Source organism: Chitinimonas viridis, assembly GCF_030409555.1.
Taxonomy (GTDB): domain Bacteria; phylum Pseudomonadota; class Gammaproteobacteria; order Burkholderiales; family Chitinimonadaceae; genus Chitinimonas; species Chitinimonas viridis.
Window position 1 is genome coordinate 151,028 of the sequence record NZ_JAUFPU010000018.1, and the last position, 18,353, is coordinate 169,380.

General features: G+C 63.2%; 16 protein-coding genes. 3 read left to right on the forward strand and 13 right to left on the reverse strand.

Features of this window, described 5'->3' with window-relative positions:
• Positions 1-2: 2 nt before the first annotated feature.
• From QWZ03_RS13930 to QWZ03_RS13940, 3 genes are read left to right on the forward strand one after another with little or no spacing between them, the layout of a single operon-like run.
• Positions 3-1,802, forward strand: coding sequence for a uroporphyrinogen-III C-methyltransferase (locus tag QWZ03_RS13930; protein ID WP_290333273.1), 1,800 nt, complete (start codon positions 3-5; stop codon positions 1,800-1,802).
• Complete coding sequence (locus QWZ03_RS13935) at positions 1,799-3,013, forward strand: heme biosynthesis HemY N-terminal domain-containing protein (RefSeq protein ID WP_290333274.1); 1,215 nt, start codon at positions 1,799-1,801, stop codon at positions 3,011-3,013. Before QWZ03_RS13930 ends, QWZ03_RS13935 begins: the two co-directional genes overlap by 4 nt.
• Positions 3,010-3,453 carry a DUF2214 family protein gene (locus QWZ03_RS13940; protein ID WP_290333275.1) on the forward strand — a complete coding sequence of 148 codons (444 nt, stop codon included), beginning with the start codon at positions 3,010-3,012 and terminating at the stop codon, positions 3,451-3,453. The genes QWZ03_RS13935 and QWZ03_RS13940 overlap by 4 nt, the downstream gene beginning before the upstream one ends.
• A gap of 171 nt (positions 3,454-3,624) precedes the next feature.
• Here the strand turns inward: QWZ03_RS13940 and QWZ03_RS13945 are convergent, their stop codons facing one another.
• The 13 genes from QWZ03_RS13945 to QWZ03_RS14005 all read right to left on the reverse strand — a co-directional run bounded on the left by QWZ03_RS13945 (position 3,625) and on the right by QWZ03_RS14005 (position 18,347).
• Complete coding sequence (locus tag QWZ03_RS13945; RefSeq protein ID WP_290333276.1) at positions 3,625-4,296, reverse strand: GNAT family N-acetyltransferase; 672 nt, start codon at positions 4,294-4,296, stop codon at positions 3,625-3,627.
• 2 nt (positions 4,297-4,298) lie between these two features.
• Positions 4,299-4,853: a hypothetical protein gene (locus QWZ03_RS13950; protein ID WP_290333278.1), complete on the reverse strand. Its 555-nt coding sequence runs from the start codon at positions 4,851-4,853 to the stop codon at positions 4,299-4,301.
• A 104-nt stretch (positions 4,854-4,957) separates the two neighbouring features.
• Complete coding sequence (locus QWZ03_RS13955; protein ID WP_290333279.1) at positions 4,958-6,682, reverse strand: acyl-CoA dehydrogenase family protein; 1,725 nt, start codon at positions 6,680-6,682, stop codon at positions 4,958-4,960.
• A 4-nt stretch (positions 6,683-6,686) separates the two neighbouring features.
• Positions 6,687-7,490, reverse strand: a complete 804-nt coding sequence (locus QWZ03_RS13960; protein ID WP_290333280.1) for a 4'-phosphopantetheinyl transferase family protein — start codon at positions 7,488-7,490, stop codon at positions 6,687-6,689.
• Complete coding sequence (locus QWZ03_RS13965) at positions 7,457-7,765, reverse strand: RedY/HapK family protein (RefSeq protein ID WP_290333281.1); 309 nt, start codon at positions 7,763-7,765, stop codon at positions 7,457-7,459. Before QWZ03_RS13965 ends, QWZ03_RS13960 begins: the two co-directional genes overlap by 34 nt.
• Positions 7,759-10,497, reverse strand: a complete 2,739-nt coding sequence (locus QWZ03_RS13970) for a PEP/pyruvate-binding domain-containing protein (RefSeq protein WP_290333282.1) — start codon at positions 10,495-10,497, stop codon at positions 7,759-7,761. Before QWZ03_RS13970 ends, QWZ03_RS13965 begins: the two co-directional genes overlap by 7 nt.
• A 50-nt stretch (positions 10,498-10,547) precedes the next feature.
• A complete protein-coding gene (locus tag QWZ03_RS13975) occupies positions 10,548-11,576 on the reverse strand; it encodes an SAM-dependent methyltransferase (protein WP_290333283.1) in 1,029 nt (342 codons plus the stop codon).
• Positions 11,577-11,641: 65 nt separating this feature from the next.
• Positions 11,642-12,874: a hypothetical protein gene (locus tag QWZ03_RS13980; protein WP_290333284.1), complete on the reverse strand. Its 1,233-nt coding sequence runs from the start codon at positions 12,872-12,874 to the stop codon at positions 11,642-11,644.
• Positions 12,864-13,580: an ABC transporter ATP-binding protein gene (locus QWZ03_RS13985; RefSeq protein ID WP_290333285.1), complete on the reverse strand. Its 717-nt coding sequence runs from the start codon at positions 13,578-13,580 to the stop codon at positions 12,864-12,866. Before QWZ03_RS13985 ends, QWZ03_RS13980 begins: the two co-directional genes overlap by 11 nt.
• A gap of 70 nt (positions 13,581-13,650) precedes the next feature.
• Entirely contained in the window at positions 13,651-14,919 is a 1,269-nt protein-coding gene (locus QWZ03_RS13990) for an ABC transporter permease (protein ID WP_290333286.1), read from the reverse strand.
• Complete coding sequence (locus QWZ03_RS13995; protein WP_290333287.1) at positions 14,916-16,340, reverse strand: ABC transporter permease; 1,425 nt, start codon at positions 16,338-16,340, stop codon at positions 14,916-14,918. Before QWZ03_RS13995 ends, QWZ03_RS13990 begins: the two co-directional genes overlap by 4 nt.
• A 10-nt stretch (positions 16,341-16,350) precedes the next feature.
• Positions 16,351-17,145, reverse strand: a complete 795-nt coding sequence (locus tag QWZ03_RS14000) for an outer membrane lipoprotein-sorting protein (protein WP_290333288.1) — start codon at positions 17,143-17,145, stop codon at positions 16,351-16,353.
• Positions 17,146-17,210: 65 nt separating this feature from the next.
• Positions 17,211-18,347: a nitroreductase family protein gene (locus tag QWZ03_RS14005; protein ID WP_290333289.1), complete on the reverse strand. Its 1,137-nt coding sequence runs from the start codon at positions 18,345-18,347 to the stop codon at positions 17,211-17,213.
• Positions 18,348-18,353: the final 6 nt, after the last annotated feature.

The window sequence follows — 18,353 nt, forward strand, 5'->3', positions numbered from 1 at the left end:
CCATGACCCGTCCTCTTGCCCGACGCCGCTTTCTCGTTACCCGCCCGGAAAACCAATCCGATCGTTTGACCGCGCTGTTGCTTGAGGCAGGTGCCGAACCCCTGCTGGCGCCCATGATCGCCATCGGCGAGGCAGCCGAACCAGCCGCGCTCGATGCCGCACTGACGCGGCTGGACGACTACGACCTGGCGGTGTTCATCAGCCCGACCGCGCTGGACCAGGTCGGCGCCCGCGTCCAACGCTGGCCCACCGAACTGCCCGCTGCCGTCATCGGCCCGGCATCGCGCGAACGTGCCCACGAGCTGGGCATACTAGATGTCATCTCGCCCGACAGCCGTTTTGATAGCGAAGGCTTGCTGGAACACCCCGCCATGCAGCGCATGGAAGGCCGCCGCGTCGTGCTGTTCCGTGGCAATGGCGGGCGAGAGCTGCTGGCCGAGACACTGGCCGCCCGTGGCGCCAAGGTCAATATCGTCGAGGCATATCGCCGCCTGCCCCCCACCATGGCGCGAGAAGAACTGGCCACCTTGCTGGCCGGCGGCTGCGATGGGGTCATCGTCACCAGCAGCGAGGCCGTGCAGAACCTCTTCAGCCTGTGCGACGAGCCCCTGACCGACCTGCTGCGCAGCACCCTGTTCTTTGCCAGTCACCCGGCCATAGCCGAGGCGGCCAGGCGCAATGGCGTGTCCAGCGTATTTACCACCGCCGCTGGCGATACAGGCATCGTCGCCTCGCTGAGCGAATGCTTTGCCGGCAGCAATGTCGCCACCACGCCGACGCCGCCCCCGCGGCCAGCCATGGAGCCACCGCGCAAGGCAGTACGCCCCCGCAGTACCGGCCAATGGCGCTGGGCACTGGGCGGTGCCGCCATTGCCATTGGCGTGTCGCTGGCCTGGCAGCACCTGCAGCGGCAGGACATGCAGGCCGAGATGGACAAGCAACTAAGTCAGCTGGAGGGCCGCCTGGGCCTGCTCACAGCTGGCGAGCGCCGCGATGGCGGCCGTATGTCCCAACTGGACGCCAGGCTGGCCACCATAGACCACCGTATCGGCGAGCTGCAGGCACGCCAGGATGACCAACAGGCCCTGTACGGCGCCATCATGGGCGATCAGGAGGAAACCCTGCTGGCCGATGCCGAGCTGACACTCTCGCTGGCCAGCCAGCAATTACAGCTCACCGGCAATGTGGGTGCCGCCCTGGCCGCCCTCTATCGCCTGGACGAGCGGCTGGCAGGCCATGACCAACCCCGCCTGCTGCCCCTGCGCCGCGCCCTGGCGCGCGATCTTGACGCCCTTAAGCGCATGCCCTGGATAGACTATGTCGGCCTGTCGGCCCGACTGGACAGCCTAGCCGGCGGCATCGATAAACTGCCACTGGCCGTGGATGCCAAATCGACCGAGGATCAGGTGCAGCCAGACGCCGACAAGCGCAAGGGCCTGCTCGGCGATCTAAGCCGGGCACTGGGCGCCCTGGTGGAAATCCGCCGCATAGACCAACCCGACCCGGTGCTGCTGGCACCCGAACAGGCCGTCTACCTGCGTGAGCAGATCAAGCTGCGCCTGCTCAACGCCCGTCTTGCCCTGCTGCAGCGCGATGAAATCACCTTCCGCCGTGATCTGCAGGCGGCAGACGGCACGCTGCGCAAGCACTTCGACACCCGTTCCAAGCCGGTAGTCGCCACCCTCGCCACCCTGCGCGAGCTGCAGGCGGCCCAGCCGGCCCAGGTGCTGCCCAGCCTGTCAGACAGTCTCAATGCCGCGCGGGATGCCCGTCGCAAGGTCAGCAGGGAGGAAGGTAAGTGAGAATCCTGTTCTGGCTGATTGCCCTGTTCGGGCTGGCCGTGGGGCTGGCCATGTTTGCCCGCCTCAATACCGGCTACGCCCTGCTGTTCTTCCCGCCATGGCGCATGGAGCTATCGCTCAACGCCTTTGTGCTGCTGTTCGCCCTGCTGGTACTGGGTGGCTACGGCCTGGTCAAGCTGGTGGACTGGTTGCTGGCCATGCCACGCAATGTACGCCGCTACAAGGCCGCCAAACGTGTCAACGACGCCCGTCGCTATCGCCGCGAAGCCATCACCGCCCTGATCGAAGGCCGTTACCACAAGTCGGTCAGGGCCATCAAAGTCGCGCGTGACGCCGAGGACGAACGTGAGATGCAGCTGATCGATACCTTGATCGCCGCTCGCGCCGCCCACTTTGGCCGCGATTTCGACGCGCGCGACCAATATATCGAACAGGCCCGTGTCGCCTGCGGTGGCCGCTCGCTGGCGCTGGACATGCTCGAAGCCGAGATGATGTACGAGCAATATCGTAACCGCGAAGCCCTGGTGGCCCTGCAGCGCGTCTACGCCCAGTCGCCCAAGCTGACCGCCGCCCTCAAGCTGGAGCTGAAGATACGGCAGCAGGACAACCATCCGGCCCGGGTGATAGAGCTGACCGACATGCTGGAGAAAAGCGACGCGCTGGACCCCAGCCACGCCGCCCGCATACGCAATCAGGCCCGCCTGAACCAGCTCAAGCTGGACCCAATGGACGCCAGCGAGCTGGAACGCTGGTGGCATGGCTTGCGCAAGGACGAAAAGCTGCTTCCCAAGCTGGCCGCCGCCGCTGCCAGGCAATTTATCCGGGCGGGCGTGGGCGAACGGGCCGAGTCCATCCTGGTCGATGCACTGGAAGCCAACTGGGATGTGGCACCGCTGGAAACCTATGGCGAATTGGGCCGCCTGGGGGTCAAGGGCGATGCAGTGAAACGCCTGGCGCGCGCCGAGGACTGGTTGCGCCACCACCCCAATGACCATCAGTTGCTACTGGCCCTGGGCCGCATGTGCCGCGATGCCGCACTATGGGGCAAGGCCCGAAACTATCTGGAAGCCAGCGTGGCCGTAGCCGCCACCCCTGTGGCCCATGCCGAGTTGGGCCAGTTGCTGGAACAGCTGGACGAGCGCGAGACCGCCGAGGAACACTACCGCGCAAGCCTGGGCCTGGCCCTGGATCTGCTGGAGAAACGTACATGATGAGCAATGCCCTGCTGGCCAGCCTGCACTACCTAGGCGCCATGGTAATGATGGCCTGCCTGCTGGCCGAGCACCTGCTGCTCAGGCCCGAGCTAGACGCCCCCTTGGCACGCAAGCTGGCCCGCATCGACGCCATCTACGGTCTCACCGCCATCACCCAGATCGCCACCGGCATTGCCCGCATGTATAGCGAGAAAGGCACGGCACTCTACCTGCAGAATCCGGTCTTCCACCTCAAGATCACCGTCTTCGTGCTGCTGGGCCTGCTCTCTATCTACCCCACCTTGCGCTTCATCGCCTGGAGCCGTGCCGCCCGCAGCGCTGGCCTGCTGATACCGACTGAGTACAAACGGGTCATCATGCTGATACGGGTGCAATTGCTGCTACTACTGGCCCTGCCCATACTGGCCAGCTTGATGGCACGGGGCGTGGGGCTCTGAGCGCCACCTTCAGCGTCATTTACCTGCAGCCCTAAGCAGGCGCTCGGTAAATCACCTGTTTGAACTAGGTTACGACGGGTAGGACAGCGGCGGGTTTGCTCGGCAAGCCCCATGACATCTGAGGGGAATTCAGGCATACCCACCTGCCCGTGGGCGCTTGCCTGATGTGAATCAGTTATTTGGTCTGGTGCCGGGCAGTCCGACACCCCGGTTGGGACGAAACAGGCAGTAGAGAGTCAGACCGCGCAGGTCCTGCACTGCGCCCAGCAGAAAATCGTAGCGATAGTAGAGCGCCAGATTGCCTGGGTTCTCGGTATCCAACGCCAGGCCCTGTACCCGCCCATCCGCCTCTGCCTGGGCAATGATTTCGCGCAGCAGACTGCCCCCCAGGCCGGTGCCCCGCACACTGTCGTGCACCCCTATCATGCGCAGGTAATAGTGTGGGACGGTAGGCGCTGCGCGACGGGTAGCCCGCATATAGGCATTCATCAGGCCAAAGGCGGCAAAAGATACCCGCCAGGGCAGGCCTAGCGACTTGAACAACAGGCAACAGCCCCCAGCCAGCCGCCTGAGCAGGTTTGTGCCAGGGGTCTCCAGCAGATAGCAGGCCAACAATCGGTCGCCGTCAAACCGCCCGCGCAAGCGATGGCCCATCAGAAAGGCCTGGTCAAACAGAAAAGCAAGGAAAGCCCGGCTGCGACGGCTAGCCTCGACCTCAGTCTGGCCCGCCATAAACAGGCGCTGGAACAGTGGGTCGGGCATAAAAGCCTGGTTCATCAGTGCCACGAACGCAGCTTTATCGCGCCACTGCAAGGCCCGGCTGATCTCCTGTGCGGCATCCATGCTCAGCCCTCCACCGGGCTGCCGTAGTGGTCAACCGCGAAGCTGAACATGACCTTGATCATGAACAATAGCGACACCACCATAAAGAACGACGGCGCAGCAGGTGCCAGCAACACCAGTGCCACTCCCAGCACCAGCAGGACACCGGCGGTAAAACGCTGCAGACGATTGCCGTGCAGGGCATTCACCACTAGGGCTGCACCCATGGTGTAGCCCCATACCACCAGCGCATGTTGCCAGCCAAGGTCCAGCAACCAGGCAACCGCCAACAGGTGGACATGGATGGCAATAAAGACCAGCCTGGCCTTGCTGTTGTTAGCGTAGTAATGGTTGGTGGAATAACTGAAATTGGCGATGCAGCCGGCGATGATATCGAGCACCAGCAAGATGGCCAGCACGCTGCGCCAAGGGGCCACTGCAAATACCGCCTCGGCATGCAGCAAGCACAACAGGCCGGTAAGCCCCAGGCTCACCAGCAATATGGCCGCAACCTCCACCACACTTTGAGACTCGCCCAGTACTTCTCGAAACAGGGATGGAATGGCGATCTGTCGCATGAATATCCTCCGGCTGGCTGTTCTGTTTAAAGTGTCAGTCCAGCCAGCCGGTGCGATAGTTCCCCGCCGTCCCCGCCCCAAGGCCTTGAACAGAGGCTAAGAGGCTAACTGATCTGCACCCGATTCAGTGACAGCAGCTGGCGCTGATCCACCTTGGCGACGGCCATCTCCACAATCTCGCTATGGCGGGCGGCACAAGCCGGGCTCACCGGTACGTCCAGCAGGTAGCGCAGATACTCCTGCAGCAAGGCAAAGCCCGCAAACTCCTGGGCCTGGGTCTCGTCATTGCAATGCCAGGCCAATACTGCGCAGGCGCCGGCAAAATACTGCACATAACGCTTGGCCAGATCCATATAGCAGGCCGAGTTGATGGGTGTGGCGGGTGGCTGGGCCAGCGCCTGTATCTCGCGCAGCAACTGCAGCAGGCCGGCATGCAACTTCGTTACCAAGGGCAAGGTCTCGGCACAGCAGCGCAAAAGCGCAGGCTCGGCCAGCAGCTCCAGAAAAGCCGCCATGATGGCATCCTGTCCACCGTTGTTCAGCGCCAGTTGCGACTGCTCGGGGAACCCGGCACAACGCGCCTGTACCCGGAACAAAGGTATCACCTGCTGTAGATGAGACATGCCGGCCGGCGCTGCCTGCCGCGCCAGCAGGCCAGCACTCAGGGCATTCAGCTGGCTGGCGATCAGTCCCAGGTTGATCTGGGTACTGCCGTCAAACAGGCTCACCACCTGGTTGTCACGCATGAACTTCTGGAACATGCCGAACTGGTAAGCGTCGCGCAGATAGTGGCGTGCCCCCAGGGTGACGCTCAGTTGCTGGCACAACTGCTCGGCCTCAGTCGGCACCTGGTATTTGACGATGGCGGAATAAAGACTGAGCTGGCTTGGCAGATGACTGATGGCGCGGCTACCCACCTGGGTCAGCAGGTCGGCCATCAAGGTACGGCTATAGCACTGTGCCAGGTTGGCCCGCACAGCAGGAATCTCCAGCACGGTGCGGGCATACAGCACTCTTTCCCGGCTGAAACCCAAGGTAAGGCGGAACAGCGTATCCAAGGCACCCAGCGAGAAACCGGCACACAGTATGCGCGATATCTGCAGCCCCTTGATCACCGTAAACAGCGCCGGCTCGCCACCGCTCAGCAGGCTGTCCGCAGCCACCTTGCATTCGGTGAACTCCAGCCCGCTGATGTCAGCGCCGCGTATGCCGTGGGTCCGTATCTTGGCCAGCGGCTGCCAGTGCCGCTTGTCCATCTGCGCTTTCTGCAGGTATAGCAGGCACAATTCCGATGTCCCGCTGGGCTGGCTGCGCTTGGCCAGCACCGTAGCCGACAGCCCCCGGCTGCCATTGTTGATCAGCCATTTACTGCCATTCAGGTACAACTGGTCGCCCACCTGCCGTGCCTGGACCTCGGTCGCAAAAATATCGCTGCCATGGGCTTTCTCGGTCAATGCCAGGCAGCCCAGCCCACCTTCCTGCATCTGTTGCTGCAGGCTGGCCTGCTGCTGGGCATTCCCTGCCAGCCATACCGGCAAGGCACCCAGCAAGGTCTGGCCAAAGGCGATGGCCGTGGTCAGGTCGCGCCGGGCAATCACCCGGCATATCAGCGCCAGCTGCTCAAACTCGGCCAGCTTGCCGCCCAGGCGCTCGGGCACAAAATGCGCAAAGCAGCCCAATTCCCGCAGGGTGTCGATATGGGCCTCGGGAAACCGCTCCGCCTCGTCGTATTCATGGCTCAGCGCATAACCCAGACGCCCCTCCGCTGCGTAGGGGTCACCCAGCAGGGCTTCCAGCTGCTCGCTCTCACTGATACGGTTCAAACTCATTCCCTCATTCCTCCGCTCGTTTTATGGGGTCGGCACCAGGCCGCCCTTGCCGATACACCAGTACCTGGGCACTGGTTTCGGTCCATGCTGTCTCTACCTGCCAATGGTCGCAGGCTGGCGCAGCCTCTTCGGTCCAGGCCTGGCCCGCGGCACGGCTGTCCACCCGCCAAAGCGGCACCTTTCCCTGCGGCCAGTCCAATATCTGTATGGCCCTGGCAAACGGCACAAAGGCCCGCTGGCCGCAGGCCTTGAACAAGGCCTCCTTCAAGCACCAGATCAAGGTACGGGCCTGGCTGCGATCACAGCCCTGCCCTGCCGCCACCGCCACGACCTCCTGCTCGGCCAGCAGGTCGGCAATGCTGCCCGCCTGCAAGGCATCAAAGGACTCAACATCGATACCCACCGGGCAATTGGCCACCGCCGCCACTGCCTGACAACGGTTATGGCTGATGGAGAGATAGGTGCGCTCATCCACAAAGGGCCGCCCATCCGGCTGCCGCTGTATGGCCATGCCCGCTGGGTGCGGCACTGCGGCATCCAGCCAGTTGCGGTAGTGGCTTAGCGCCTGCTTCGCCGCCAGGCGGCCCGCCAGCCACTCCAGCTGCCGCTTCTGCACCGGAAACTGTGCCAACAAGCCCATCTCATCGGCACAAAGCCAGCTGGGCAGGCCGGCCGCCAACCTGCCATCAGCCTGCCAGGCCTCGCGTAGCGGTGCCAGCGGCAGGCTGGCGCAAACCACGCCAGCCTCCGCCGGGTCACCGTGCCGGCTCAGGCTTACTTCTGGTAGCCGGGCGCTATCGGATCGCACACCAGTTGCTCGCTCACATCGGCCATCTGGCTGAACCGTGCCACCAGGCCGGCAAACTGCGGGCTTGCCATGTCCTGCTCAAACGCCTTCCAGGAGCTGACGGTAATGGTCTCGACAAAGTCGCAATCCCCACCACGCATGACCTTGTGCACGCAAAACGACTGCACGCTGGGCAACTCATGGCAGGTCAGGTAGTCCACCTCCCGCACCCATTTGACGAAGTCGTCCTCGTAGGCCGGGTCCTTTAGCTTGATCTTGTCGATGATGGTCAGCATGGTGTGTTCTCCTCTTTGTCGTTTTCAATGATGACGACCCCGCTATCGCCATCCAGGGTGATCCAGTCACCGGTCTTGATCAGCTCGGTCGCCAGCTTGGTATTGACCACCGACGGGATGCCAAACTCACGTGCCACAATGGAGCTGTGCGACAGCATGGAGCCGATGTCGGTCACCACCCCCTTGGCCAAGGCGAACAATGGTGTCCATGAGGCATCGGTGAAGCGCGCCACGATGATCTCGCCTTTCTGCAGCAGCCCGGCCTCCCGGCGCAGATCGGTAATGACCCTGGCCCGCCCCGATATCCGTCCATTGGACGTTCCCAGGCCTTGCAGATGCTCGCCCGCCTCCGGCAATTTGACCGGCACGGCATTGTGGGCGCTGCCGATAAAGGTCAGCGGTGGTTCGGGCTGCTCCAGATAGCTGACATGCTGACGCCGCGCCTGCTCTATCTTGGCGCGGCTGAACAGGGTTTCCGCCGTCTCGTAGTCGTTCACATGGGTCAGCAGGTCGCCAAAGTCCAGATAGGCCACTTCGTCGATATGCTTGAGCAGACCCTGTTCGGTCAGCCGTCTGCCCAGCTCATACACAATGCGCCGAATCAGCCAGATCGAGGTAATCATGCTCATGCGGGTCTCTTCGCGCATGCGACTACAGGCGCTGTACATGCGTATCACCCGCTTCATGACCAGACGCTTGAACCAGGGCAGGCTGTCCAACAGCTTGTCGGTGTCCACGCTGCGTACCTGGCTGGAGGCCTGCAGCTTGTTTTCCACCTCATAGCCCTGCTCCAGATAGGTCTTGATCATCTGCAGCACATAGCCTGGGTCATCAATCCAGCGTGGATAGGTCAGCTCCATCTCCTCACGCCCGCGCACCCCGTTGGCGCGCATGAACGGTGACATCTCACGCTTGAGAAACTCACGGCCCTGGCTGGACGTCGGCAATGCCACTTCGATGGCCGCCACATCGGCCTGCAGGAACAGCGCCTTGACCTCGGGGTAGGCATCTAGCGCCTTGCACAGACGCCAGATGTCGCGCGCCGATTCCACCGTACGCAGATTGGACATATCGCCCTTGAGCCGATTCTGCAGATGCTTGCCATCCTGCGGCAGCCAAGCGTGACACAGCTCCTCCAGTACGCCATACAGACCGAAGGCATTGATGTAGAACGGCATATAGCCCACATGCATGGCCTTGAAGTAATCCAGGCAATGAGTCATTTCCTCGCGCAGCTCAAACAGGCTGAGCCGCCCCAGATCCATGGCCATGGCCCGGTCGAACTCCTGGTAGCGCGATGCCACCATATGCTTGGCGCGAGCCTTGGCGCCCAGGAGTTCCTGTGCAGTCTTGCGCAGCCAGTAACGATTGGTCCTGCCTGGGGTGTGCCGTTCGTGGTGATGTACCGCGCCGTAGGGGTTCTGGTAGCGCTCTACATCGACCTCGGCACTGGCAAAGCGTTTGATGAATACCGATTGGTCCTTGCCCGCCGGGGTTTGCGCCAGCAGGTAGGCGGTATAGGCGACATTGAGGTACACATGGCCCTTGTAATAGCCCATGTATTCGTCCTCCTTGCCCAGGTCCAGCAAACCGAGGCCAACTCCGCAATCGCGATGCACCCGGTACTGGTAGTACTTGGCAAAGGAGACCCCCAGCGGCGTCAGGCGACCGGTGAATATCTCGCCTATGTCCATGCGCGACCACAGGATGCGCTTGGCGATGACTTCATCCGGCTCACCCACATGGGGCGAGCCGCTATCGAGCGACACTGCCGTGGTGGTGATGGGCCGGCTCTGCAGCAGGAAGAACTGGCCGGCTCGGCAGGTCCACTCGATGTCCTGCGGTTTGCCATAGCTGCGCTCCACCAGCACGACCAGCCGCCCCAGTTCCAGCGCCTGCGCCTCGCTCAAAGCCGGGCGCACAGCCAGCGCAGCATCCAGCTCGCGCTCCACCGTGCTGCCGTCCTCGCCCCGCTGCAACGCCGTCGGCTTGTAGTTGATCTGGCTGCTGGTCAGTTGCAGGGGCGACTTGCCCAGCACATAGCTGTCCGATACCACCCGCCCCGAGACCAGGCCCTCGCCCAAACCCACGCAGGCCTCAATCAACAACTGATCGGCCTGGCCCTGCAGCGGGTTCTCGCTGAATGCCACCCCCGATGCTTCGCCATTGATCATGGCCTGCACCACCACCCCGATGGCCTGGGGCATGCCCGGCGCTGCCTGCCTGGCGCGATAGGCCATGGCGCTGGCGTTCCACATCGAGGCCCAGCAGGCGCGCACGCTATCGAGTACCGGCTGCGACTCAGCAATATTCAGGAAGGTATCGTGTTGGCCGGCAAAGGAATGCTCGGCAGCATCCTCGTCCACACCGGACGACCGCACCGCCACCAGCGCCGCCCCCAGTCGCCGATACGCCGTCAATATCGCCTCGGCCAGTGGCGCAGGCATGGCAGTCTTGCAGATCAACTCGGCAATCTCGCTGTAGACCGTTTCATCCCCCAGTTGCAGCAACTGATAGATATCCTGCCCCAGCCCTGTTTCCTTGATGAAATACTGGTAAGCGTCCGTGCTGATGCAAAACCCCTCCGGCACGGTAAAGCCAAACTGCCGCAGCCGTATCAGGTTGTACCCCTTGCCTCCTATCTGCTGCACCGAGAGCGCAGCGCCCTCGTCGAAATCGCACACCCAGCCCTGGATGGCCTCCAGCCCCACTACCGACTCCAGTTGTTTCATAGCGCCTCCTGCTCCTGGGTACGGTGCACCTGCGTGCGCCCGCCCCTGCCTTATTGAATGGTGTTGTCAGCCTTGGCCAGAAATCCGTAGTAGCTCTCGCCGGGCAGCATCTGCCGGGCTTCCACCCGGCTGAAGCCAGCCTGGCTCAGCATGCCGACCAGTTCATCCCTGTGCGGCAGGGCGCCACTCACGTCCGACAGCGACCACCATAGGTTCAGCGCCGCAATGGCCGGGCTGCCACCGCGGCAACTGGTGGTCAGCAACAGCTGCCCACCGGGCGCCAGCAGTGCATGCAGGTGGCGCAGCAGGGCCATCCGCGAGGCCAGCGGGAAGTAATAGATGTTGTTATGCAGGGTAATCAGGTCGTAAGTGCCCGCCGCCGAATAGTCCATGACGTCGCAACAGCTCACCTCGACCTGGCCCTCCAAGCCCCACAGGCGCAGATTGTCCTTGGCCGACGCCACCACCTCCTGCTGGTAATCGATGGCATCTATCTGCAGGTTCGGGGACAGTTGCTTCAGATACTTGAGGTAGTAGCCCGAGCCGCAGCCCACCTCCAGCACCCGTTGCACCTTGCCATCGCGCAAGGCCCACTCGATGGCCTCTTCCACAAAGGGTTCGAGTATGCGCGAGGAGCGGGCGATCAATTCCCCGTCCTGGTCCGCCAGGCTGTACTTGTGGCCACTGCGCAGTCGGCTGGGCGCGTTCAGCAGGGCATCGTAGTGGTAGCGCACCACCTCCTCCAGCGTCGCGGCGGCAATCTCATTGCGCGGCTGCGCCAGCGATCGCGACAGCTTGCCCTTGAGCGTGTAGTGGCCATCCTTCAGCCGCAGTTCGCCAAACCGCACGCCGCAGCCCAACCAGGCCTCCAGGCCTGCCTGCTGGGTATGGTCGGTAGCCAGCTTCAACTGGATGTCGGCCAGCGTACGCGGCCTGGCGTGCAGGTAGTCGAGCAGGCCGCACGAGCTGGCAGCCGTGGCAAAACTGGTCTTGTAGAGCTGGTTGATATTGCCGCTCAGTCCCAGAAAGCCGAAGATGTTCTTATCGAACACCAGTTTTTTTAGTGTGTTCAGCCGCATGGCGCCTCCTGTTGTTGTCCATCCCCAGGGCCGGCTTGGCTGCCAGCCCAACGTTTCCATCGGTCCTACCAGTAATAAAACATGCCCAGTTGCCAGGCGTTGCCCAGACGCCGGTATTCGCTGTCGCGCTTGCCGCCCAGGGCCAGGCTGAATGCAGCGCGCAACTCCAGATCCTTCTGCAACGAGTATTTGAGCAGGCCAGACACCGCGCCACTGCCATCATTCAGATTGGCCTGCCACTGCCCTTCCAGGCTCAATAAGGTCGAAACCTGACGGCTTAAGGCCACGCCCAGCTTGTGGCGGCCCAGCCCCATGGCCGGCAGGTCGGTCTGGGCTGCGCGCTGCTCAAATGCCGCATAGTCGGCGGGCTCGGTCACGCCCAGCGATTGATAGAAGTACTCCAGCGTCAGCAAGGTGTTCTCTGCCACCTTGCGATTGAGCCCCACCACCGCTCGCACCGCCGTGCGATCCCGCCAGAGCTGCGCACTACGCGCTTCCAGCCGGCTGGCTGCCAGCTCGCCATAGACATCGGCCCCAGCCAGCAGATTGTTATGCTGACGACTCAGTGCCACGCTGCGCTGGCCATCGCGATAGCTCAGCAGCAAAGTGGTCTTGCCACGCTCGTCTGCCCAGTCGGCCTGCTGCAGAAAATTGGCATGGCTACCCTCGCCCTGCACCTTGGCACTGGTCACCATGCTGGTCAGACTCAGATCCGCCGTGGCAGACCAGGCCAGCCGTACCCCATCCACACCGGGCTTGTACAAGCGCTCCAGGTCACCGGGGGCAAACGGTGCCAGCAGATCGGCCGGCGACCAGATACGCCCCTGGGTCAGGCTCACCGGCTGGCGCCCCAGCGTCAGCCGCCCGCCTTCCCAGTCGTGCTGGTAGTAAAGCCAGTCCAGCGAGGCGCGCCATTGGTGCTGGTGGCCATGCTCCAGCCGCTTGTGCAGAGTCAGCGAGCGGTCCACCGGCCCAGGCTGGTCACGCATGGCCTGGTACAGGCGCCGGTCCGACGCGGCCAGCAGGTCCAGCTGGCCATGGGCAATCAGCTTGCCGGACGGCCCCAGGGGCTGCTCATACTCCAGCCGGGCAAAGCCGCTGCTGAGGTAGGCACGCTCACGTTCCGGCTCGTCTACCAGCGTGCTACCCAGCTTCAAGACGCCGCCCAGGCGGGCTTCGCGGCCACCCAGCTCATCGGCAAACAGGGCATCGTCCGCCTGTGCGGCGACCTGGCCCGCCAGCAGCAAGACTAGGCCCGCCCCCAGGCCATGCCGCCTAAGCACCACCTCAAACGGCATGGCTGAATTCGACGGCCTGCGACACCGGGCTGACGATGCTGCCATCGCACAGTGAAATCACCCGCTTGGCCCGCGAGATCACCCGTGGATCATGCGAACTGAAGATAAAGGTGATGCCATGCTCGCGATTCAACTGCGACATCAGGTCCATCAGACTCTCGGCCGTACGTGAATCCAGGTTGGCCGTCGGCTCGTCGGCGATCACCAGCATGGGCTCGCCCGCCACTGCGCGGGCCACGGCTACGCGTTGCTGCTGGCCACCGCTCAACTGGTCGGGATAGCGATCCATCAGCTCCCCCAGCCCCAGCGCCGTCAGGGTCTTGCGGGCTGCAGCGCGGCGCTTGTCGGCTGCCATGCCGCGAAACTCCATCACCATCTCGGTGTTCTCCAGCGCAGTCAGCACCGGCATCAGGTTGTAGGCCTGGAACACAAAGCCGATCTGGTCGCGGCGCAGCTGTGCCAGCTCGGTGCTGGAGCATTGCGACAGATCGCGGCCGTTGAAGAACAGCTTGCCGGAGCTGGGCTGATCCAGCAGGCCGATCAGGTTCAGCAAGGTGGTCTTGCCGGAACCCGACGGCCCGGCAATCACCACGAACTCACTGGACTCCACCGTCAGGTCTATCTGCTTCAGCGCTTGAAAACGCTGTTTCTTCTGCTCGAATACCTTGCCTACCTGTTCGAGCCTGATCACGCTTGTGTTCGCCATAGTGGTCGCCTTTTTCGTTGAGGATGCATTGCCTGGCGCATCCAGCACTGCTGTCTTGCCTGCTTCTGGCCTAGCCATGTCGTGTCGCCTCCACCGGCGCCAGCCGGCTGGCCCGTATGGCCGGATAGATGGTGACCAGCAAGGTCAGCAACAGCACGAACAACAGGCTGAAGGCCAGCTTGCCGGGGTAAATGAAGGAGAAGAAACGATCGGGCAGCAGCACACCCCCAGCCTCCAGCGTGGTACCGAACACCTCGCGGAAGTTCAGCCCCTCGGTGGCAAAGTGATAGTGGCCGGCATACCCCAGGGCACCGCCCAGGGCGATGCAGAACAGCGCCAGGAACAGGGCCTCCCAGAACACCACCCGCACCACCAGGGCGGGGCTGGCCCCCAGCGCCAGCATGACCCCGAACTCGCGGGTACGCTTCATCACCGAGATCAGGATGGTATTGAGGATGGCAGCGGCCACCACCACGAAGACGATAACCATCAGCAGGTACATGCCCGCTGCATCCAGCATCACCGCCGAGTGCAGCTCCGGTGCTACCTGATCCCAGCGCAGTACCTCGTACTTGCCAGCCGGCAACTGGCTGGACAACCTGGCCGCCACCGGCCCCACCTTCTCCACGTCATCGAGATACAGTGCCAGCACGCTCACCTCCTGCCCAAGCCTGGCCAGCCGCTGTGCATCGGCAATGTCCAACTCGGCCCAGAAGGCATCCAGCTCCTGCATGCCGGTCTTGAAGATGCCAGTGACCAGGAAGGCCTCGCGCGACAGATCGGAGCTACCCTTGGGCTTGACGCTGACAGTGACCCGGTCGCCCAGCCCCACTTCCAGATTGCGCGCCAACTGCTCACCTATCACGATGCCGGGCAAGCCATTGCCTGAGCGCTCGCGTGGCAGCTCGGCCAGAGTCTGGCCCGCCGTCATCGACTTGCGGTCGGCGATGCGCGACACCTGCACTTCCAGGCCCGGGTCCACCCCTGCCAGCGTGATGGGCACGCCGTTGGCACCTGCCTGTATCAGGCCATTCAGGTGCAGCCGCCGCACCATATGGGTCAGCTCGGGCACACTTTGCTGCAGCTGCTGCCCCGTAGCTGCGGCATCTACCAGCAGGTGCTCCAGCGAGGGATCATCGTTATAGCCCTGCTGGTACACCAGCACATGACCCAGGCCCATCTTGATGCCGATATCGACCATGGCCCGATGACCGCCGTCCGACAATCCCTGGAACAGGATCATCAGGCTGACGGTGGCCACGATCATGATGGACGTCAGCAGGCTGCGCTGACGGTTGCGCAACAGATTGCGCATGGCAAGTTTACGTTCCAGTTTCATGCAGACCTCATGCCCAGAGCTGGGGAGATACGCGCCGCCCGGATGGCCGGGTGCAGCGCTGCCAGGATGGCGATCAGCCACATGGCTACCAAGGGAATCACAACGCCGCTGGCCGTCAGTTCAGCCCGCAGTACCGGCGCCACTTCCACCCCGGACAGCGAGAACTCGCCAAAGCTGCGGATATCCCAGCCCACCTGCTGCAGATACAGAATCAGCCCCAACCCCAGCACCAGGCCCGCCGCCGTGGCCAGCAGGGTCAGCAACAGGGTTTCCAGCAGTACCAGCCAGGTCACGCCCGGTGCCGACAAGCCTAGTGCCTTCATCATGCTCAACTCCTTCTGCCGCTCCAGCACGCTCATCAACATGGTGTTGAGCACGCCACTGCCGGCAATCAGAAACACGATGAAAACCAGGCTGCCCATCAGCATGCGGTTGGAGGTGATCAAGGCCAGGATGTCCGGCCGCAACGCCGCCCAATCCTGCACCGACAAGTCCTGGCCACCGCTCAATACCTGCTGCAGGCCGGCCGCGAGCGCCTGTGCCTGCTGTGGCTGCTGCACTCGTATGGCCAGTTCATGCACCTGCTCCTGCAGGCCCAGCATCTGCTGCAAGTCCGCCAGATGCAGCAAGGCGCGGGTACGGTCCAGCAGGTCGGTACCGGTACGGCTTATCCCCACCACCTGGACCTGCAGCGATAGCTGGGCGCCTTGCGCGTTCTCGTACAGCACCGTCACCAGATCACCAGGCCGTACGCCCAGATTGCGGGCCAGCTTGTTGCCCAAAACCACGGCGGGAGGCTTGCTGGGGGTAGGGGCTATCTGCTCGACAATGGCTTGGGTCTGCGCCGCCAGCCCGGCCGGTGCCGCAGCAGTGGGTGCCGCATCTAGTTGCTCGATCTGGTCGAAAGCGCTGGCAATGGCCTGCTCGGTCAGCGCCCTGTCCTGGGCCGCCTGCGCCTCGGTCAGCTGCTTGCCAGCCGGCCAGGGCGTTGGGGCGGCTGGTAGAAATCCACCCGCCACGATCTGCCGTGGCATGCGGGTCACCGCCCCCTCATGCACCGGGTCCACGCCCAACAACTGCACGCCGATGGCACGCTGGCGATAGCTGAGATAGGCCCAGCCATACAGGCGGCCACTGACTGCCGCAATACCCGGCTGCGCTGCCACCTTCTCGCTCAGTGCTGGCGCCTGCTGCACGGTCTTGAGCAATTGCCGGCGCGACAGGTAGTCGGGATGGTGCACCTGGATATGGCCCAATTGCCCATCAGTAGTGCCGTTGATCAATTCCGCGCTGAGCCCCTCCATGATGCCCAGCACGGCTATGCACATGCCTACCCCCAGGGCGATACCTGCGCCGGTGATCAAGGAGCGGCGGCGGTTACGGCCCAAGTTGCGAAAAGCAATCCTTGCAATGGCGTTCATGCACCGTCTCCTATTGCAAGGCGCGTTCGCCGAAGTTCTCGGCGGACACCTTCACGTTGAACTTCAGCTTGCGATACTCGATCTCGGTGAACTCACCCCGCTTGGCCGGCAGCAGCATGGTCATGCGGGTAGGCACGGTCTTGCCGTCCATGGCCTTAAGCGCCGAATAGCTGAGCGTGCGCGCAGCCTGCGCGTCGTCAGCACGCTGGAAGTAATCAAGCTGCTTGGGATATGCGCGTTGCTGACCATCCAGGTACAGCTGGTACACCACCTTGCCCCAGGCCACGGGTGCAGTCGGCTTGGGGCTGAGCTTGATGGTGTAGTGGCGGACCGCCCCTATGCCCTCCTCCTGCCCGGTCTGTTGCTGCAGCAACTGGTAGTCGTAGTGGCGTGACAGATCCGTCTCCCGCATCAGGTCGTCATTGCTGAAGTGGCTGCCCATCCAGTTGTCACCCAGCATGGAGCTGCCCATGACCGTGACCCGGCTGTTGCGTGGGTCGTAGAAACTGATCTTGTCGTCCACCTTCACCGTGGCATTGCCGCGCCACAGTGCCGGTCCCAGCATCTTGATCAGAACCTTGCTCGACTCTGCCCTGTCGTCCGTCAGCACCATCAGGTCATACTCGCGCTGATAGGCTTCCTTCTTGATCTTCATGCTCATGATGGCGGCCGAAGTATCACCGCGCAGTATGGTCTCCGCCTGCTTGATCCATTGCTGCAGGGGCAGGCTGTCCGCGGCACTGGCATGGGCCGCGAGGCTCAGCAGCAATGTCAGGGGAACGGTAAGGGTGCGATATGTAGCCATGCTGTCTTTCCAACGGAATGGTGATGGGTGCACGGTGCGGCTGCGCCGCAGGTGGCAAACTGGGCTCAACATGCCAGCGGACTCACCGCGCGGCGGTAGCGGAACTCGGTGGTGGGCGGCTGTATCGGCTCACCCAGGCGAGCGAAGAACCAGATCTCATCGGGCTCGGCCAGCAGGCATTCCAGCCGCTCGCGTATCTCGCTGTGCTGTAGCACCACGCTGACCGGATGCAGTGCCATGCCCCTATCGGTGGCAGCCAGCCATAAATCCAGCATGGCCTCGCCGGCCAGTAGCTGTTGCTCAGCCGCCCTGGCCGGGCTGCCGGCATAGCTCAGGTAGCACAGCGCGGCGCTGTTGCGTACCAACCCGCCCAACTGGCTGGCGATATTGCGGGTCAGGCCAAACCTCGCCGTCAGGGGTAGCAGGGCAGGTGCCAGCGCAGCGCGATAAGCCCAGCGCTTCCATGCCGGCAAGGGGCCGGTCAGCTGCTGAATATTGAATCCCTCGCCCTCTATCGCCCCGCTGCGGGCCGAGAAGTCGATATAACGGTAGGTCTCCCGCCAGGCGCGGCTGTCGCTGAAATCGCGCTCGGCATACTGACCCACGAACCGCGCCAGCCGCTCGATATCGATGCTGTTGTCGCAGTGTGTCCAGCGTAACGGGCCGTCGTCCTGAAGGCGGTAAGGCAGCACGGTCGGCAGCGACGGTGTCGGTCCGCCCCGAACTGGCCGCTTGTAAGGCGTCCGCAGGGTGCGCCGGCTTTCCACCAGTTGCTGCAGCCGTGCCAGCGCTTCCGCTTGCGGCGCTTGCTCCACCGCCCCCAGCAGCAACACCAACAGGGGCTCGCAATGATGCAGTTGCAGGGCGCCCAGCTCGGTCAACGCCGCACTATGCTCAGGCACCAGGCGAGCCTCCACCATCACGCCCTGCAAGCGCAGGAAGTTATAGAAAAGCGTGGCAAAGGCCCCTGCACTCATGCGCATTTCACGCCGCAGAGAGGGCAAGGCCGTCAGGCAGCGTTCGCGATCCAGCCCCAGCACCAACACCTGTCGCAGGTCGCGATGGGCTCCGGCAACCAGATCCAGGTGGGTGAAATAGAAGTCCGGTTCGAAGCTGCACACCTGCCAGGGCTGGCAGTTGTGCGACGACGGCGCCAGCCTGGCCAGATCGGCAGCGCGCTTGATCTTTTCAGCAAGTAGCATGGTGTC